At 67.9% G+C, this 15,477-nt stretch carries 12 protein-coding genes and 1 pseudogene; 3 read left to right on the top strand and 10 right to left on the bottom strand.

Features of this window, described 5'->3' with window-relative positions; genetic code table 11:
* Positions 1-67 precede the first annotated feature (67 nt).
* Together manA and G8760_RS07980 are read right to left on the bottom strand one after the other, a co-directional pair.
* Entirely contained in the window at positions 68-1,240 is a 1,173-nt protein-coding gene (gene manA / locus G8760_RS07985) for a mannose-6-phosphate isomerase, class I (RefSeq protein WP_166349440.1), read from the bottom strand.
* Between the two features lie 112 nt (positions 1,241-1,352).
* Positions 1,353-2,546, bottom strand: coding sequence for an acetate/propionate family kinase (locus G8760_RS07980; RefSeq protein ID WP_166349437.1), 1,194 nt, complete (start codon positions 2,544-2,546; stop codon positions 1,353-1,355).
* A gap of 66 nt (positions 2,547-2,612) precedes the next feature.
* On the opposite strand from G8760_RS07980, the gene G8760_RS07975 reads away from it, so the two are divergent.
* The gene (locus tag G8760_RS07975) at positions 2,613-3,569 is read left to right on the top strand and encodes an LLM class flavin-dependent oxidoreductase (protein WP_207782131.1); all 957 of its coding nucleotides are present in this window, start codon (positions 2,613-2,615) and stop codon (positions 3,567-3,569) included.
* A gap of 44 nt (positions 3,570-3,613) precedes the next feature.
* Here G8760_RS07975 and pta read toward each other — a convergent pair whose 3' ends face one another.
* Positions 3,614-5,758, bottom strand: coding sequence for a phosphate acetyltransferase (pta, locus tag G8760_RS07970; protein ID WP_166349434.1), 2,145 nt, complete (start codon positions 5,756-5,758; stop codon positions 3,614-3,616).
* A gap of 75 nt (positions 5,759-5,833) precedes the next feature.
* Between pta and G8760_RS07965 the strand changes: the two genes are divergently transcribed.
* The gene (locus G8760_RS07965; protein WP_166349430.1) at positions 5,834-6,946 is read left to right on the top strand and encodes an adenosine deaminase; all 1,113 of its coding nucleotides are present in this window, start codon (positions 5,834-5,836) and stop codon (positions 6,944-6,946) included.
* 46 nt (positions 6,947-6,992) lie between these two features.
* On the opposite strand, the gene G8760_RS07960 is transcribed toward G8760_RS07965, so the two are convergent.
* The 5 genes from G8760_RS07960 to G8760_RS07940 form a co-directional block, all read right to left on the bottom strand.
* The gene (locus tag G8760_RS07960; protein WP_166349427.1) at positions 6,993-7,199 is read right to left on the bottom strand and encodes a PspC domain-containing protein; all 207 of its coding nucleotides are present in this window, start codon (positions 7,197-7,199) and stop codon (positions 6,993-6,995) included.
* 85 nt (positions 7,200-7,284) lie between these two features.
* The gene (locus G8760_RS07955; RefSeq protein WP_207782130.1) at positions 7,285-9,249 is read right to left on the bottom strand and encodes a TRAP transporter permease; all 1,965 of its coding nucleotides are present in this window, start codon (positions 9,247-9,249) and stop codon (positions 7,285-7,287) included.
* 93 nt (positions 9,250-9,342) lie between these two features.
* Positions 9,343-9,882: a DUF1850 domain-containing protein gene (locus G8760_RS07950; RefSeq protein WP_166349419.1), complete on the bottom strand. Its 540-nt coding sequence runs from the start codon at positions 9,880-9,882 to the stop codon at positions 9,343-9,345.
* Entirely contained in the window at positions 9,879-10,955 is a 1,077-nt protein-coding gene (locus G8760_RS07945; RefSeq protein ID WP_166349414.1) for a TAXI family TRAP transporter solute-binding subunit, read from the bottom strand. The genes G8760_RS07950 and G8760_RS07945 overlap by 4 nt, the downstream gene beginning before the upstream one ends.
* 12 nt (positions 10,956-10,967) lie before the next feature.
* Entirely contained in the window at positions 10,968-11,984 is a 1,017-nt protein-coding gene (locus tag G8760_RS07940) for a TAXI family TRAP transporter solute-binding subunit (RefSeq protein WP_166349411.1), read from the bottom strand.
* Between the two features lie 173 nt (positions 11,985-12,157).
* On the opposite strand from G8760_RS07940, the gene G8760_RS30210 reads away from it, so the two are divergent.
* Complete coding sequence (locus G8760_RS30210; protein ID WP_246222474.1) at positions 12,158-13,111, top strand: TAXI family TRAP transporter solute-binding subunit; 954 nt, start codon at positions 12,158-12,160, stop codon at positions 13,109-13,111.
* 13 nt (positions 13,112-13,124) lie between these two features.
* On the opposite strand, the pseudogene G8760_RS30205 reads toward G8760_RS30210, so the two are convergent.
* Positions 13,125-14,051, bottom strand: a pseudogene (locus tag G8760_RS30205) (sensor histidine kinase); the annotation flags it as partial.
* A 526-nt stretch (positions 14,052-14,577) separates the two neighbouring features.
* A complete protein-coding gene (locus G8760_RS07930) occupies positions 14,578-15,459 on the bottom strand; it encodes a response regulator transcription factor (protein WP_246222473.1) in 882 nt (293 codons plus the stop codon).
* Positions 15,460-15,477 lie beyond the last annotated feature (18 nt).

Here is a 15,477-nt window from a genome sequence, read left to right as displayed (position 1 = left end):
TCGTGTCGCTATAGCGACACGATCTTGACTTCGATCACCAAGGGAAGAGGCGCGGATCCGGCAACGATCACTCGATGTCTGGGGTGACCGTGAACGCCGTCGCTGGTCCGGTGAGGGCGATGTCGGGTTCGGATGCCGGAACGAATGCGGCGTGCCCACTGGGCAACTCCACTTCTTGGTCGGCGGACCGCAGGGTAGCGGTGCCGTCGACCACGAGGACCACCCGTGGACCGGCGCCGCTGGGGCGCAGCGGAGCGCCGGTGAGATCTAGCTTGCTCAGCCGGAATTCGTCTAACCCGGGGACCGGGTAGAGCTGCTCGCCGGGCTGTAGTGCACGCGGTTCGACGAGTAATCCACCATCCGGCTCGTATTTCAGGATGCGCTGGAGCTCAGCGGCGTCGACGTGTTTGGGGGTGAGCCCGGCCCGCAGCGTGTTGTCCGAGCTGGCCTGCGGCTCAACGGCCACCCCGGACAGGTAGGCGTGCGGCACACCGGCCGCGACGAACGCCGCCTGCCCCGGGGTTAGGCGTACCGGACGCAGCAGGAACGCCAGCAGCAGCCCCCGATCACCCGGGTACACCTCGGCTAGTTCGTTGACGACGCTGAACGGATCGTCATCACGGTGCCGGACCGCGGCCTCGGTGAGTGTGGCCACGAGGGCGTCAGCTTCCGCTTCTGGTAGCGCAAGCCAGTGACTGACCAGTACACGTAGCCCGTCGTCCGCCCGGAGCATGGTGGTGGCCTCGGTGAACTCGGGCCGGCCGATGCGGTCCAACGCCGCCGCGACCTCTGCCGGCTCCCGGAACCCCAGCAGCGCCTCGAATTCGGTGAGTGCCACCACCATCTCCGGTTTGTGGTTGCGGTCTCGGTAGGACCGCTTTGGTGAACTCAACGGCACGCCGGCCTGTTCCTCGGCGTGGTACCCCTCGATGGCCTGCTCGATGGTGGGATGTGCCTGGATCGACAGCGGCCGTTCGATGGCCAGGATCTTCAGCAGGTAGGGGAGTGTGCCGCCGAAGCGCTCCGCAACAGCCGGGCCGAGGGTCCCGGCAGGGGCCGCGGCGACGTATTCGCCCAGCGTGCGGCCGTCACCGGCAACGATCGACGGCGAGCCCGGATGGGCCCCCACCCACAGCTCCGCCTGCGGTTGTCCGTCCGGCTCCTGGCCGAGCAGTTCGGGAATGACGGTGGGGGAGCCCCAGGCGTACGAGCGCACCGGGTTCTGGAGAAGTACGGCCACGTCGGTCCACTTTACTCGGCACGTCGAGGGGGAACTCGTCGCCGGCAGCGGCACGGAGGCCCTTGATCATGTGCGAGTTACACCCGCCCCGAGGGGTGTAACTCGCACATGATCAAGGAGAGACGACGGCGACCGCCTGGCGGGCGATCTCCAACTCCTCATCCGTCGGGACAACGAGCACGGCCGTTCGGGCGCCGTCGGGTGAGATCAGCCGCGGTCGGCGCATCTGAGAACTGTTGCGCACATGGTCGACCTCGATGCCCAGACCGCGCAGACCCGACAACGACCGGGAGCGGACCCACGCATCGTTCTCGCCGACACCACCGGTGAAGACCACCGCGTGTGTCTCGCCAAGGACCGCGAGGTAGGCGCCGACGTAGTGGCGGATTCGATGACAGTACACGTCCCGCGCTAGCCGGGCCGCCGCGTCGCCGTCGGCCGCCAACCGGTGGACCGTACGCAGATCCCGCTCTCCACACAGGCCGATCATCCCGCTCCGCCGGTTGAGCAGTTCGTCGAGATCGTCGACCGACAGCTGTCCGCTGCGTAGTAGGTGCAGCAGCACACCAGGGTCGACGTCGCCGCTGCGGGACCCCATGACCAGGCCCTCGAGCGGAGTCAGACCCATCGAGGTGTCGACGGACCGGCCGGCTCGGATCGCCGTGGCCGACGCGCCGTTGCCGAGGTGTAACACGATGAGGTTGGTGCGCTGCGGGTCGCGTTCCAGGTATTCGGCGGCGGTACGGGCGACGTACGCCACGGACGTGCCGTGGAAACCGTAGCGCCGCACACCATGGTGGTGGGCGATACCGGTGTCGAGCGCGTACGTGTAGGCCGCCGGCGGCAGGGTCTGGTGGAAGGCGGTGTCGAAGACGGCGACGTGTGGGAGGTCGCCGAGCACCTGGCGGGCTACCCGGATGCCGACGAGATTGGGTGGGTTGTGCAGCGGTGCCAGGGCGGACAGTTGGTCGATGGTGTCCTCGACGGCGTCGTCGATGACGACCGGGCCGGAGTAGGCCTCGCCGCCATGCACCACGCGATGGCCCACGGCGGTGACGTCGGCGTCGGCCAGCGACGGACCCGCTGCGTCGAATACCTCCAGCATCGCCTTCAACCCTGCCTCGTGGTCAGGGATCTCGAGCTGGTGGTTGGTGGACGTGCCGCGTGATTCGTGGTGGACCTCGCCGTGCTCCTCGCCGATCCGTTCGACCAGCCCGCGAGCCAACACGGCTGCGTCTTCAGTGTCGATCAGCTGGTACTTGATCGACGACGAGCCGCAGTTGAGCACGAGCACTCTGGCGCTCATCACAACACCCCGAACATTCCTGTGTGCTATCCCGGTTCTGTCAGTGTCCACCGATACGGTCTCGTTATGGTGACAACACGAGCCCGGCTCGGCATGTGCTTCGATCGGACGTTCCCTGCTGCAGCTGTGGTCGACGTCGCTCGCCGCCTCGACCATCGGGTCGACCAGCTCTGGGTGATCGAAGATTGCTTCTACACCGCCGGTGTCAGTCTGGCGGCATCCGCGCTCTCGGTGAGTGAGCGACTCACCGTCGGCATCGGCATTCTGCCAGCCGTGGCCCGCAACCCCGCCATCACCGCCATGGAGATCGCCACTCTCTGCGGGCTGGGTCCAGGCCGCGTGTTGCCGGGTATTGGTCATGGTGTGCAGTCGTGGATGGCACAGATGGGCACTCGGCCGCGCTCCCCGGTGCGCGCCCTCGACGAGGTGATGACGGCCGTCGGCCGGTTGCTGGCCGGCGAGAAGGTCACCACACACGGCGAATACGTCCACCTCGACGACGTCCAGTTGTATCATCCACCGGCCGACGTCCCACCGCTGCTGGCCGGGGTGCGGGGGCCTAAGTCGATGGCCATGGCTGGTCGGGTGGCTGGCGGTGTGTTGCTCGCGGAGCCGGCCAGCCCCTCCTACGTGCGGCTCGCCCTCGAGCAGGCCGGGCACCCTTCTCCTTTCCATGTTGGAGTGTTCTCCGTCGTCTGTATCGAGCCTGAGCGCAAGGACGCCTACCGCGCTATGGCGCCGTGGCTGGCCGGGCTGCTCGACGAGCCGTCGGCAGGTGTGCGTGCGTGGCCGTTCGTCGACGAGTTGCTGGCCCGGTACACCCGGCACGGGGTCGACAGCCTGGTCACCATGCCACGGGAGTGGTGGACACACATCGCTCCCATCGGCACTGCGGAGGACGCCCTCGAACACGTCGAGGCGCTGGAGGCGGAAGGGGTGGAGAGCATCGGCATGTACCCTGCCCGGGATCTTGACATCGCGCTCGGCCAGATCGACCACATCGCGGCACTCGCCCAGCGCTGAATCCGGGCACGTTGGAGCTTCCACCAATAGATCGGTCGAAGCTCTTAGTGGTCGGGTGTCTGTGCCTGGATGGCGGTGATCGCGATGGTGTTGACGATGTCGCGTACCAGGGCTCCGCGAGATAGGTCGTTCACCGGTTTGCGCAGACCCTGCAGGACCGGCCCGATCGCCACCGCGCCAGCGCTGCGCTGTACCGCCTTGTAGGTGTTGTTGCCGGTGTTCAGATCCGGAAAAACGAACACCGTGGCCCGGCCGGCTACGTCGCTGTCGGGGAGTTTGGTCCGCGCGACGCCGGCGTCCACCGCGGCGTCATACTGAATCGGACCTTCGATCGACAGATCGGGACGGCGTTGGCGGGCCAGGACGGTCGCTGACCGCACCTTGTCCACGTCGGCGCCGGATCCTGACTCTCCGGTCGAGTACGAGAGCATGGCCACCCGCGGCGATACACCGAACTCCTCGGCCGTGTGGGCCGACGAGATCGCGATGTCCGCCAGCTGCTCGGCGTCGGGGTCCGGGTTGACCGCGCAGTCTCCGTACACGAGCACGCGGTCGTCCAGGCACATGAAGAACACGCTGGACACCGTCGACACCCCGGAGCCGGTCTTGATCACCTCGAAGGCCGGTCGGATCGTGTGTGCCGTGGTGTGCACCGCCCCCGACACCATTCCGTCGGCATAACCGAGCAGCACCATCATGGTGCCGAAGTAGGAGACGTCCACCACGTGGTCGCGGGCGGTCTCAAGGGTCACTCCGCGGTGGGCGCGGCGACGGGCGTATTCAGTCGCGAACTCTTCCCGCCAGGCGCTGTGGTGTGGATCGATCACACGCGCGTCGTCGATATCGGCTCCGGCCCGGGTGGCGACCGCCGCCACCTGCTCCGGGCGGCCGAGCAGGGTCAGGTCGGCGATGCCCTGGCGTAGCACCGAGTCGGCCGCGCGAACGATCCGTTCCTCCTCACCCTCGGGCAGGACGATGTGCCGTCTCTGTGTTCGGGCCCGTTCCACCAGCTGATGCTCGAACATCAGCGGCGTCACCACTTGGCTGCGAGTGACGTCCAGCCGGTCGAGGAGTTCGTGGTCGTCGACGTGGTCGTCGAACAGCCGGCGCGCGGTCTCGACCTTGCGGACGGCGTCTTTGGTGAGTCGGCCGCGGACACCGGCCAGCGCAGTGGCGGTGGCGAACGTGTCGCCATCCATGGTGATGATCGGCAGGTTGATGTCGAGGCCGTCGATGAGTTGGATCACCTGCGGTGGCAGCGGGAACCCGCCGTTGAGCACGATCCCGGCGAGGTTGGGGAACGTCGTCGAGGCATGGGCCATGAGCAGGCCGAGCAGCACGTCGGATCGGTCCGACGGGGCGATGGCTACCGCGTCGTCTACCAACCGGTCGAGGACGTTGGGCAGGGTCATGCCGGCCACGACGAATCCATGGATCTCCCGGCCGAGCCGCTCCGGGTCACCCCGGTAGAGCTGCCCACCCAGACCAAGCAGATCGGTGAGAGTGGGCGCGGATAGCAGTGGTTCCTCGGGCAGCGCGTACACCGGCGACGGTGAGTCGAGTGCCGTGCGCACCTCGTCCAGCAGCGGCGGAGCCACCCGGTTGACCACCATGCCCAGGAGATGGCCGGAGTTGGCCTTGAGCTCGGTGACGGCGGCGTCGGCGACGGCCCGCAGCTCGTCGGGGCGGCGGTCGCGGCCGTTGAGGACCAGAAGCACGGGGGCGCCGAGGTTGGCGGCGATCCGAGCGTTGAACGAGAACTCGGTGGGGTTGTCGACGTCGGTGTAGTCGCTGCCGACGATCACCACGGCCGCGCAGCGCTCGGCCATGTGGTGATAACGCCGCAGGATGGTTTCCAAGGCGGCGTCGCGGTCGGCGTGAACATCGTCGTAGGTGACTCCGGCACAGACCTCGTACGGTAGGTCGACGCCGGCGTGCTCCAGGAGCAGCTCCAGAACGTGGTCGCGACGACGGGGGGCGGTGGGGGCCGCGGACGTGTTGTGGTCGTCGGCCTGGTTGTGACCGCCGCCGGGGAGATCACTGGTGAGTGCTCGACGGTCGGTGCGCACGATCGGCCGGAAGACGCCGACGCGGCCGATCCGTCTGGACAGGCTGGTCAGCACCCCGAGTGCGACGGTCGACTTGCCGGTCTCGCCGGTGACCGAGGCGATGTAAACATTTTGCGCCACACCACGAGGTTATCGGGCAGACCTGAGACCAACACGGGCCGTTGGTCACCGGGTGCGGGGTGTACGGTCGCACACATGACACCTACGCCGGAGGAGATCCTGGCCGCGCCCAAGGTGGTGCTCCATGACCACCTGGACGGCGGCCTGCGGCCGGCGACGGTCGTAGAACTGGCCGCGGAGATCGGTCACGAGCTTCCGGCGAGCGGACCGGACGAGTTGCGCGAATGGTTCGTGGCGGCGGCGGATTCGGGGTCGCTGGAGCGCTACCTGGAGACGTTCCAGCACACGGTGGCCGTGATGCAGACACGTGAGGCGCTGGTCCGGGTGGCGGCCGAATGCGCCGAGGATCTGGCCGCCGATGGCGTCGTGTACGCCGAGGTGCGTTACGCCCCTGAACAGCACCTGGACGGTGACCTCACGCTGGACGAGGTTGTTCAGGCGGTCGAAGACGGTTTCCGATTGGGTGAGCAACGATCGGCCGCCTCCGGACGGCCGATCCGGGTGGCCACCTTGTTGACCGCGATGCGGCATGCGGCGCGGTCGCGGGAGATCGCGGAGCTGGTGGTCAGGTACCGCGAGGCCGGTGTGGTCGGGTTCGACATCGCCGGCGCCGAGGCCGGTTTCCCGCCCACCCGCCACTTGGACGCGTTCGAGTATTTGCGCCGTGAGAACGCACACTTCACGATTCACGCGGGTGAGGCGTTCGGACTGCCGTCGATCTGGGAAGCCCTGCAATGGTGTGGTGCCGACCGGTTGGGGCACGGGGTGCGGATCGTGGACGATATCGAGACGAGTGCGGACACCCGGCCGCGGCTGGGGCGGCTGGCTGCCTACGTCCGCGACAAGCGGATACCGCTGGAGTTGTGTCCGTCGTCGAACGTGCAGACGGGTGCGGCGGCGTCGATTGCCGAGCATCCGTTCGGCCTGCTCACCCGGCTTCGCTTCCGGGTCACGGTGAACACCGACAACCGGCTGATGAGCGGGACGTCGATGTCTCACGAGTTCGCGGTGCTGTCCGAAGCGTTCGGCTACGACCTGGACGATTTCCGGTGGTTCACGGTCAATGCCTTGAAGAGTGCGTTCATCCCGTTCGACGAGCGGCTCGCGTTGATCAACGACGTCGTCAAACCCGGATACGCGGCGCTGGTGGCGCAGCGCACCCTGGCTGACCTCCGGCCACCGGCGTGATTCTTGTTCGCGCCCGCGGACGTGGGCGCGGGCGCGGGGCAAGCGGTCAGGTCTCGCTGGGTATAACCACCCAGAGGACGAGATAGATCACGACGCTGGGGCCAGGCAGTAGGCAGGAGAGTACGGCGATGATGCGCATCGCGGTGGCGCTGATGCCGAAGCGCCGGGCCAGACCCGCGCAGACACCGCCGATCATGCGGCCCTCGCGAGGCCGGCTCAGCCCGCCTCGCCTGGGTGAGTAGTAGCTGCTCATGGTTCCACGCTACGCTCGCCGGCCGAGCCACGTCCCCATGATCATGAACACTTTGCCGGGCTATAGCCCGGCAAAGTGTTCATGATCATGGGGACGTGTGAGCGTGGCGGTGCCGGCGGACCTGCGAGACGATCATGGCGGCGGCCAGGACCGCACCTGCGACGTCGGTGATGGCGGTCGGCACCAGCAGCAGCGCGGTCGCGCCGGCCGCGGCCAGCCGCTCCAGGAGCAGCGTCTTCTGCAGCCAATACCCTTCGATGGCCACGGCGAACGTCAAGAGTCCGACCAGCCCGCTCAGCACCGCCACCACCACCTCCGGCACGGTGCCGTTCAGCAGCAGCGGTGAGTAGGCCATCAGGAGGGGGATCAGGTACAGCCCCTTGGCGAACTTCCACGCCGCGACCCCGGTGCGCATCGGGCTGGAGCCGGCCACGCCGGAGGCGGCGAATCCGGCCAGTGCGATGGGCGGTGTCACGTTGGAGTCCTGGCTGTACCAGTAGACGATCATGTGCGCGACGAGCAGCGGCAGCCCGAGGTCGTCGAGTGCGGGCACCGCCAGTACGGCCACGACGATGTACGACGCGGTCACCGGTAGGCCCATGCCGAGAATCAGGGAGGCCAGGGCCACCATGATGAGGGTGGGGAACAGGTGCCCGCCGCCGACGCTGACCACCATGCTGGAGAACTTCAGTCCGAGCCCGGTCAGCCCCACGACACCGACGACGATCCCGGCCGCCGCCGTAGCGACGGTGACCCCCATGGTGTTCCGTGCGGCCAGCATGAACACCTCGGCGAGGTCTTTCACGCTCAACCGGCTGCTGGCCCGGAGCATGGCGACGAGGAACAGCACGGCGGTCGCGTAGAGCCCGGCCAGCAACGGTGTCACGTATTGCGTCAGCAGGTAGACGAGCAGCACGAACGGCACGAGGAAGTGAAAACCGCCGGTTAACACGGCACGCATCCGGGGCAGGCTCTCCTTGGGGAGGCCCTCGATGCCGTGCCGGCGGGCGAGAATGTCCACGAACAGGAAGATCACCGCGAAGTACATAAGCGCCGGGATGATGGCCACCTTGACCACCTCGGTGTACGGGATACCCAGCAGTTCCGCCATCACGAACGCACCCGCGCCCATGATCGGTGGCAGCAGCTGACCGCCGGTGGACGCCGCCGCTTCCACGCCACCAGCTTCATGTGGCCGGTAGCCCACCTTCTTCATCATGGGAATGGTGAACGCGCCGGTGGTGACGGTGTTGGCGATAGCACTGCCGGACACCGACCCCATCATGGCGCTGCCCACCACCGCACCCTTGGCCGGGCCACCCCGGTAGCGGCCGGTCAACGCGTAGGCGACGTCGATGAAGAACGCACCACCACCGGTCTTCTGAAGCATGGCGCCGAAGAAGATGAACATGAAGACGAACGTGGCCGCGACGCCGAGGGCAAGACCGTAGATGCCCTCCTGGAAGAGGTAAGTGTGGGAGACGATCCGCTGGAAGGTGTACCCCCGGTGCGACAGCAGACCGGGCAGGAACGGACCGATCCACGCGTAGAACAGGAAACACGCCACGAGGACGGCCATGAACATGCCGATCACCCGCCGGCACGCCTCGAGGAGCAAGATGATCGCCACCGTACCCATGATGAGGTCGGTGGTGATGGGGGCACCCTGGCGGCCGACGATCTCATCGAAGAGTAGGGCGGGATACAGGCTGACGGCGATGGCGGCTGCCACCAGACAGAGATCCACCACGGCCATGGGGGTGCGCCGAGCCCAGGCACCTTTGCCGGCCGGGCGCAGCACGAACACCAGCACCAGGACGAACATCAAGTGCAGAACGCGTTGCAGGAACGCGTCGAGCTGGAGGCTGAGCGCCGTGTAGATCTGGAAGCCGCCCAACCCGAGCGCCAACAGCAGCACCACGTAGCCGACGATGGCGCCGGCCCGGCCGTCGCCCCAGCGGGCGGTGGCGAGTTGACGCCACAGCGGGGCCCCTTTGACCTCCCCGGACAGGTCGGGTTCGTGGTCGGTGGTGATCGGTGGTGCGGTCATCGTGGTCTCCGGGCGGGTGTGGGACGAGGCCATGACGTAGCGGGTGTGGGACGAGGCCGTGACGTAGCGGGTGCGGGTGTGGTCGCCAGCCGGCTACGGCTCGCAGGCGGACGGCTGGAGATGGCTGGTCAGGACGCGCAGCGTGGAGATGCGGGTGGCGCTGACCGTGACCCGCTGCCCGGCCCAGCAACGGGTCAGCGGGATGCGCCGATCACCGAGATGCAGCTGGTGGTCGACACCCGCGCTACCAACTCGGACGACGAGTTCGCCGATGTGCCGCTCCATTCCGGTGATCTCCCACCAGTCGCCCGCATCATGGCCGCGGCCCACCCCGGCGATGTGGCCCATGCCGGCGCCGAACTGCCGGAGCCGAGTGGACTCCTGCACGATGTCGGCGCCGTCGACGCGGTACCAGTCCTCGACGGGCAGGTGGTCGACGGAGTGGACGAAGCTGAGCCCGAACTGCTCCCCGGCGGTGATCCGTTCGTGGCCGGCTGAGGCACCGTCGGGGTGGATCGACAGCGCGGGCCACACCGGCACGAACATGGCAGCGACCAGAGCGCCGGCGGTGATCATGGTGACCACCGCCGCCGCCCGTGGCCGCCGGCGAGCCGCTCGCCATCTCGCGATCATCCGTCCGCTGCCGGACCGGGGTCTCGGAGTTCGTCCGGGACGGTGAAACCTTGCTCCTCGGCGTACCGGGTGAGCCCGGGGTGCAGGGGGACCGGACTGTTCTGCAAGGAGCCCAGCGTCAAGTACCGGGCGCCGCCGTCGTAGACCTGGCCGATCGCGTCGGTGTTCTCGTAGAACGCCCGGGCCAGCTCGTAGCCGCGTTCCTCGGACATACTCGGGTTCACCGCGACCACGTTCCACAGTGCGATCGTCAAGACGTTGTGGTCCACGGTCGTGTAGGTGTCGGCCAGGATCGTGTGGGTGCGGTAGAACGGGTATCGCCTGGTGATCTGGTCGCGTTCGTCGTCGCAGAGTGGTATCAGGTGGATCGGGTCGGAGGCCTCCAGCTCACGTAGTGAGCCATGGCCCTCGCCGACCACCCACGACCCAGCGTCCAACTCGCCGTCGGACAGCGCCCGTGCGGTGTCGGCATAGGCGAGGTGTTGCCGGGAGATGTCCGAGTCCGGCGCTAGGTCCAGGGCGTCGAAGACGAGGTTGGTCGCCAGTTCGTTGCCGCTGCCGGGAGCGCCGACGGAGAACCGGCGCCCGGCGATGTCGCTGAAGCAGTCCAGGCCGAGCCGGTTGTGGACGGAGGCCAGCGACACCGCGTGGTACACGTTCGGGTACAGCACCATCAGGGTCTGTGCCTCGATCGGTTCGCCGGCGAACTCGCCCTCTCCGTGGACGGCCTGGTAGACGACGTCGCCCTGGGCGATGGCGAGGTCGGCGTCGCCGCTGTCGAGCAGCCGCAGGTTCTCTACCGACGCGCCGGTCGCCTCAACGCTGGCGCTGGTGTCGGCGATCTCACGGTTGATGATCTCCGACATCACCCCGCCGACGGGGTAGTAGATGCCCGACGTGGTCCCGGTGGCGACGGACAGCCGCGACGCGGAGGCGTCGCTGGCCGCATCTCCGGCGCCCGCACCAGCCGACCCCGATGCGGCGCATGCGGTGGCGGCCAGCGCGGTGCAGGTGGCGGTGGAGAGAACGGCGGTGCGGGTTCGGCGACGTCGTGGTCGCCGCCTGGAGCGCATGCTCGATCCCGCTTACGGACGCAGCTCGTCGGGGATCTCGACGCCCTGCTCCTCGGCGTAGCGGATGACCCCGGGGTGCAGAGGTACCGGGCTGTGCTCCAGCGTCTCGAGCACGAGATAGTCGGCGCCGCCGGCGTACACCTGGTTGATGGACTCGACGTTGTCGTACAGGACCGTCGCGAGTTCGTAGCCACGTTCTTCGGACATGTCCGGCGGGACGGCGACGACGTTCCAGAGTGCGATGGTCGATACGTCGTCGTCGACGGTCGCATAGGTGCCGCCGGCGATCGTGTGCGGTGTGTAGAACGGGTGCCGGTCGGTGACCTGGCTCAGTTCGTCGTCGCAGATCGGGATCAGGTGGATCGGGTCGGTGGCCTCCAGCTCACCGAGGGAGCCGTGGCCTTCACCGACGACCCATGAGCCCGCGTCGACCTGGCCCTCCCGCAGGGCCCGCGCGGTCTCCGCGTACGCGTACCGTTGCCGCGAGATATCCGAGTCCGGTGACATGCCGAGGGCGTCGAACACGAGGTTCGTGGCCAGTTCGTTGCCGCTACCCGGCGCACCCACCGAGAAGCGATGCCCGGCGACGTCGCTGAAGCATGCCAAGTCAAGCCGGTCGTGGATGGAGGCGAGCGACACCGCGTGGTAGACGTTCGGATAGAGCACCATCAGCGTCTGAGTCTCGATGGACTCGTCCTCGAACTCGCCCTCGCCGTGGAACGCCTGGTAGACCACGTCCCCCTGGGAGATCGCCAGGTCGCTTTCGCCGCTGCCGAGCAGCCGCAGGTTTTCGACCGATGCCCCCGTCGCCTCGGCGCTGGCGCTCAACCCGTCGGCGTTGCGGTCGATGATCTCCGCCATCGCGCCACCCACCGGGTAGTAGATGCCGGACGTGGTGCCCGTGGCGATGGACAGGCTGCTCGGTTCGTCGTCACCACCCCGGTCCGCCGGCTGTGAACAGCCGGCGGCGGCAGCCATGGCGGCGCAGGTCACAGCGGTCAACGCGGTGGTGCGGGTCCGGCGGTGCATGAAAGGCTCCTTCTCGTCGTCGAGTGGATGGCACGGTGACCCGGATCACGGGACGCCACGGACGGTATCGATGGGTACGGGCATTTGTAGCCAGTTCGACCCCGGGAGTTGAGCAAGCTCTGAGCTTCCCTCGGCTGGCGGTGTGCTCAGCGCGGTCACTATGGTCGGGTGCCATGAGACGGCTGCTCACCGCCGTGGGTCTGGGGCTGGCCATACTGGCCGGCTCGGCCACTGCCTGCTCCGAGGACGGCCCTACCGGAGATCTGCGCATCGCTACCGGTGGTGCGGGCGGCGTGTATTTCGACTACGGGCACGGCCTGGCCGACGCGGTTGGCACCCAGTTGCCGGGGTTACGTCCGCGGGTGCTGGAGACCGCGGCATCGTTGGACAACATCCGGATGGTGGTCGCGGGTGACGCCGAGGTCGCGTTCAGCCTGGCCGACTCCGTGCAGCTGGCCGCCGAAGGGGCTGACCCGTTCGACGAGCAACAGCCGATCCGGGCGCTGGCCAGGCTCTACGACAACTACGTTCACCTGGCCGTGGCGATCGAATCCGACATCCGCACACTCGATGACCTGCGTGGGCATGAAGTGTCCACGGGAGCGGCCGGATCCGGCACCGAGGTGATCGTCGACCGACTCTTGGAGGTGGCCCAGATGGACGCCGAAGCCGATATCCACCGGCACCGGCTGAACATCGACGAGTCGGCGGTGGCCATCGCGGAAGGGGAGATCTCGGCGTTCTTCTTCTCCGCCGGGCTGCCGACGGCGGCGATCAAAGAGCTGGCCGAGGCCGGCCGGATCCGGCTGGTCGACCTCGGCGACCAGGTTCCACTGATGCGGGAACGGTTCGGCGAGCTGTACACCGAGCGCAGCATCCCGCGATCGATGTACGGCATGCCGGCGACGACGGCCACCATCGGTGTTCCCAACTACCTCGTCGTCCACGAGGACATGGACGAATCTCTGGCTTTCCAACTGACGGAGCTACTGTTCACCGCCCGCGACGAGTTGGCCCGGGCACATCCTGAGGCGCGTCGGCTGAACCTTCGGGCGGCGTTCTCGACCTACCCGCTCGACCTCCACGATGGGGCGGCTCGGTACTACCGGGAGGAGCGCTCGCGCTGATCCGCAGCCGGATCCGGGCGTCGAGCCCATGCGGCTCGGCGTCGAGCAGGGTGAACTCCCCACCACATGCGGTGATCAACTCGTCGACGATGGCTAGGCCCAGCCCGGACCCGGGGATGTTCTGGTGGGCGGGGGCACGCCAGAAGCGTTCACGTGCGTGTCCGCGCTCGTCGGCGCTGAGCCCGGGGCCGTCGTCGACGACGTGGATCTCGGCCATGGGCACCGTCGGGGTTGGGCTCACCGGGGTATCCGTCGTATCGACCACCGCTCCAGCCGGGATGGCTGTTGTTCTGTCGGTCGGTGGGGTTGAGACGACAGGGCAGAGCCCAGTGCGGAGGGTGACGACGCCGCCGGCGGAGCCGAACTTCAACGCATTGTCGATGAGCGCGTCCATGGCCTGCTCGAGTGCTTCCGGCACCGCGAGGACGGGCTGCTGGATGCCCCCGAGGTGACGCAGTTGTGCCCCCTGGGCGGCGGCGACCGATTCCCAGGCCAAGAGCCGGCCCTCGACCACCTCGTCGAGGTCGACCTCGACGAGATCCAGCTCACTTCCTTCCGCCCTCGCCAACGCCAGCAGGCCGGTGAGGATCCCGGCGAGGCGTGAGGTCTCCGCGACGGTCAACTGGTGTTCCCGCTCGCCTTGGGGACGGACGTGCTCGGCCAGGTTCTCCAGGCGCAGCCGGAGGGCACCGAGCGGGGTGCGCATCTGATGGCTGGCGTGTGAGACGAACGCTTTCTGCCGGGTGAGTGCGCCGGTGACCGTGTCGGCCATGGTGTTGAACGACGCCGCCAGCCGGCGTAGTTCCACCGGCCCTTCGTCCTCCGGCACTCGAGCGTCGAACGATCCGGCGCTGATGTCGTGGGCAACCGCGTCCAGATCCTGGACCGGCCGGAGTGTCCACCGGGCCAATGCGACCGCGGCCAGCGTGAATAATGCCATCGCTACCGCGGCGATGGCGGCGAGCAGGCTCCATTGTCGAAGGATCTGCGTGCGCAGCTGGCCGGTTTCGGCGACGGTCACCGCCACTCCGATGACCTCGCCGCCGCGGCCCACCGGTTCGACCAACGCCAGCGGCTCGTGGTCCCATGGCCAGACCACCTGGTCGATGCCGGAGCGCTCGCCGGACAGGCCGGCGTCGATCTGAGCGTGGATCGTGTTGTCGTCCAGCTGTAGCCCGGTCCGGGAGGCGGCGATCAGCTCCCGGTTCATGTCGAGCACGGCCGCACCGACGCCGTAGAGCTCGTCGTAGCGGATCAGTTCGGCCTCGAGCATGACGGTTTCGCCGGAACGCAGCGCCGGCTCGGCCAGCGAGGCGAACCGAGCGGTGTCGTTGAGTTGGTCGATGAAGACGGCCTGGGTATCGCGGGTCGCGGTGGAGGTGGCATACGGCACTGCCACTGCCACCAGCACGGCGAAGAGCATCAGCAGGTACGCGGTGAGCAACCGGCGGCGCACGTGGGCCTCGTCAGCGGGGGCCCGGACCGTCCGCTTCAGGAGCGGCGGTGATGGTGACGACGGTGTCGTCGATGGGAGGGTCGGTCGGCCGGGCCGGGATCGCCAGCCGGTAACCGACGCCGCGTACCGTCTGGATCAGGCCCGGTACGCCGAGTTTGGAACGGAGGCTGGCGACGTGGACCTCCAGGCTCCGGGCGACGCCACGCCAGGTGGTCTGCCACACCTCCGCCAGGATGTGGTCGCGGCTGAGCACCGCACCGCCGGCGCGGATCAGGGCTGCCAGCAGGTCGAACTCCTTGCGGGTCAGCGCGACCGGGCCGGCGTCGGAGAAGACGGCCCGTTCGGCGAGGTCAACCTCTACCAGACCGATGCGCAGCCGTTGCCCCGGTGGTGGACTGGAGCGGCGGGACCGGCGGAGTACGGCGTCCATCCGGGCGGACAGCTCCGCCATACCAAACGGCTTGACCAGGTAGTCGTCGGCGCCGTTGCGCAGCCCGAGCACTCGTTGTGACTCTTCGCCACGGGCGGTGATGGCGATGACGCCGACCTCGCTGCGGGCGCGGATCCGGCGCAGCACTTCGATGCCGTCGATGTCGGGTAGGCCGAGGTCGAGGAGGACGAGGTCGGCCGGGGGAGCCTCGATGGCTTGGGCACCGGAGGAGGCGCGCAGTACGTCGTGGCCATGCCGGCGTAGGGCTGTGCCGAGCGCGTCGGCAAAGCTGTCGTCGTCTTCGACCACTAGAACTCGCATAAGAGCGTCCGCCAATAGATGCTGGCGGGCTGAGCCAGCGGACGAGCGTCGCCTGGCTTCGTTGTCGTCGTCGATCGGTGGCGCCGCATCGACCTCCTCCTCCGCCTTGCCATGCTCGCTCCTCCACTGGCTCAGCTCCACCGAGCTATTGGCGGAAGC

The organism is Phytoactinopolyspora limicola (genome assembly GCF_011320225.1).
In the GTDB taxonomy this organism is placed as follows: domain Bacteria; phylum Actinomycetota; class Actinomycetes; order Jiangellales; family Jiangellaceae; genus Phytoactinopolyspora; species Phytoactinopolyspora limicola.
The sequence above is the reverse complement of the archived record's forward strand: the minus strand, read 5'-3'. Positions and strand labels throughout refer to the sequence as shown.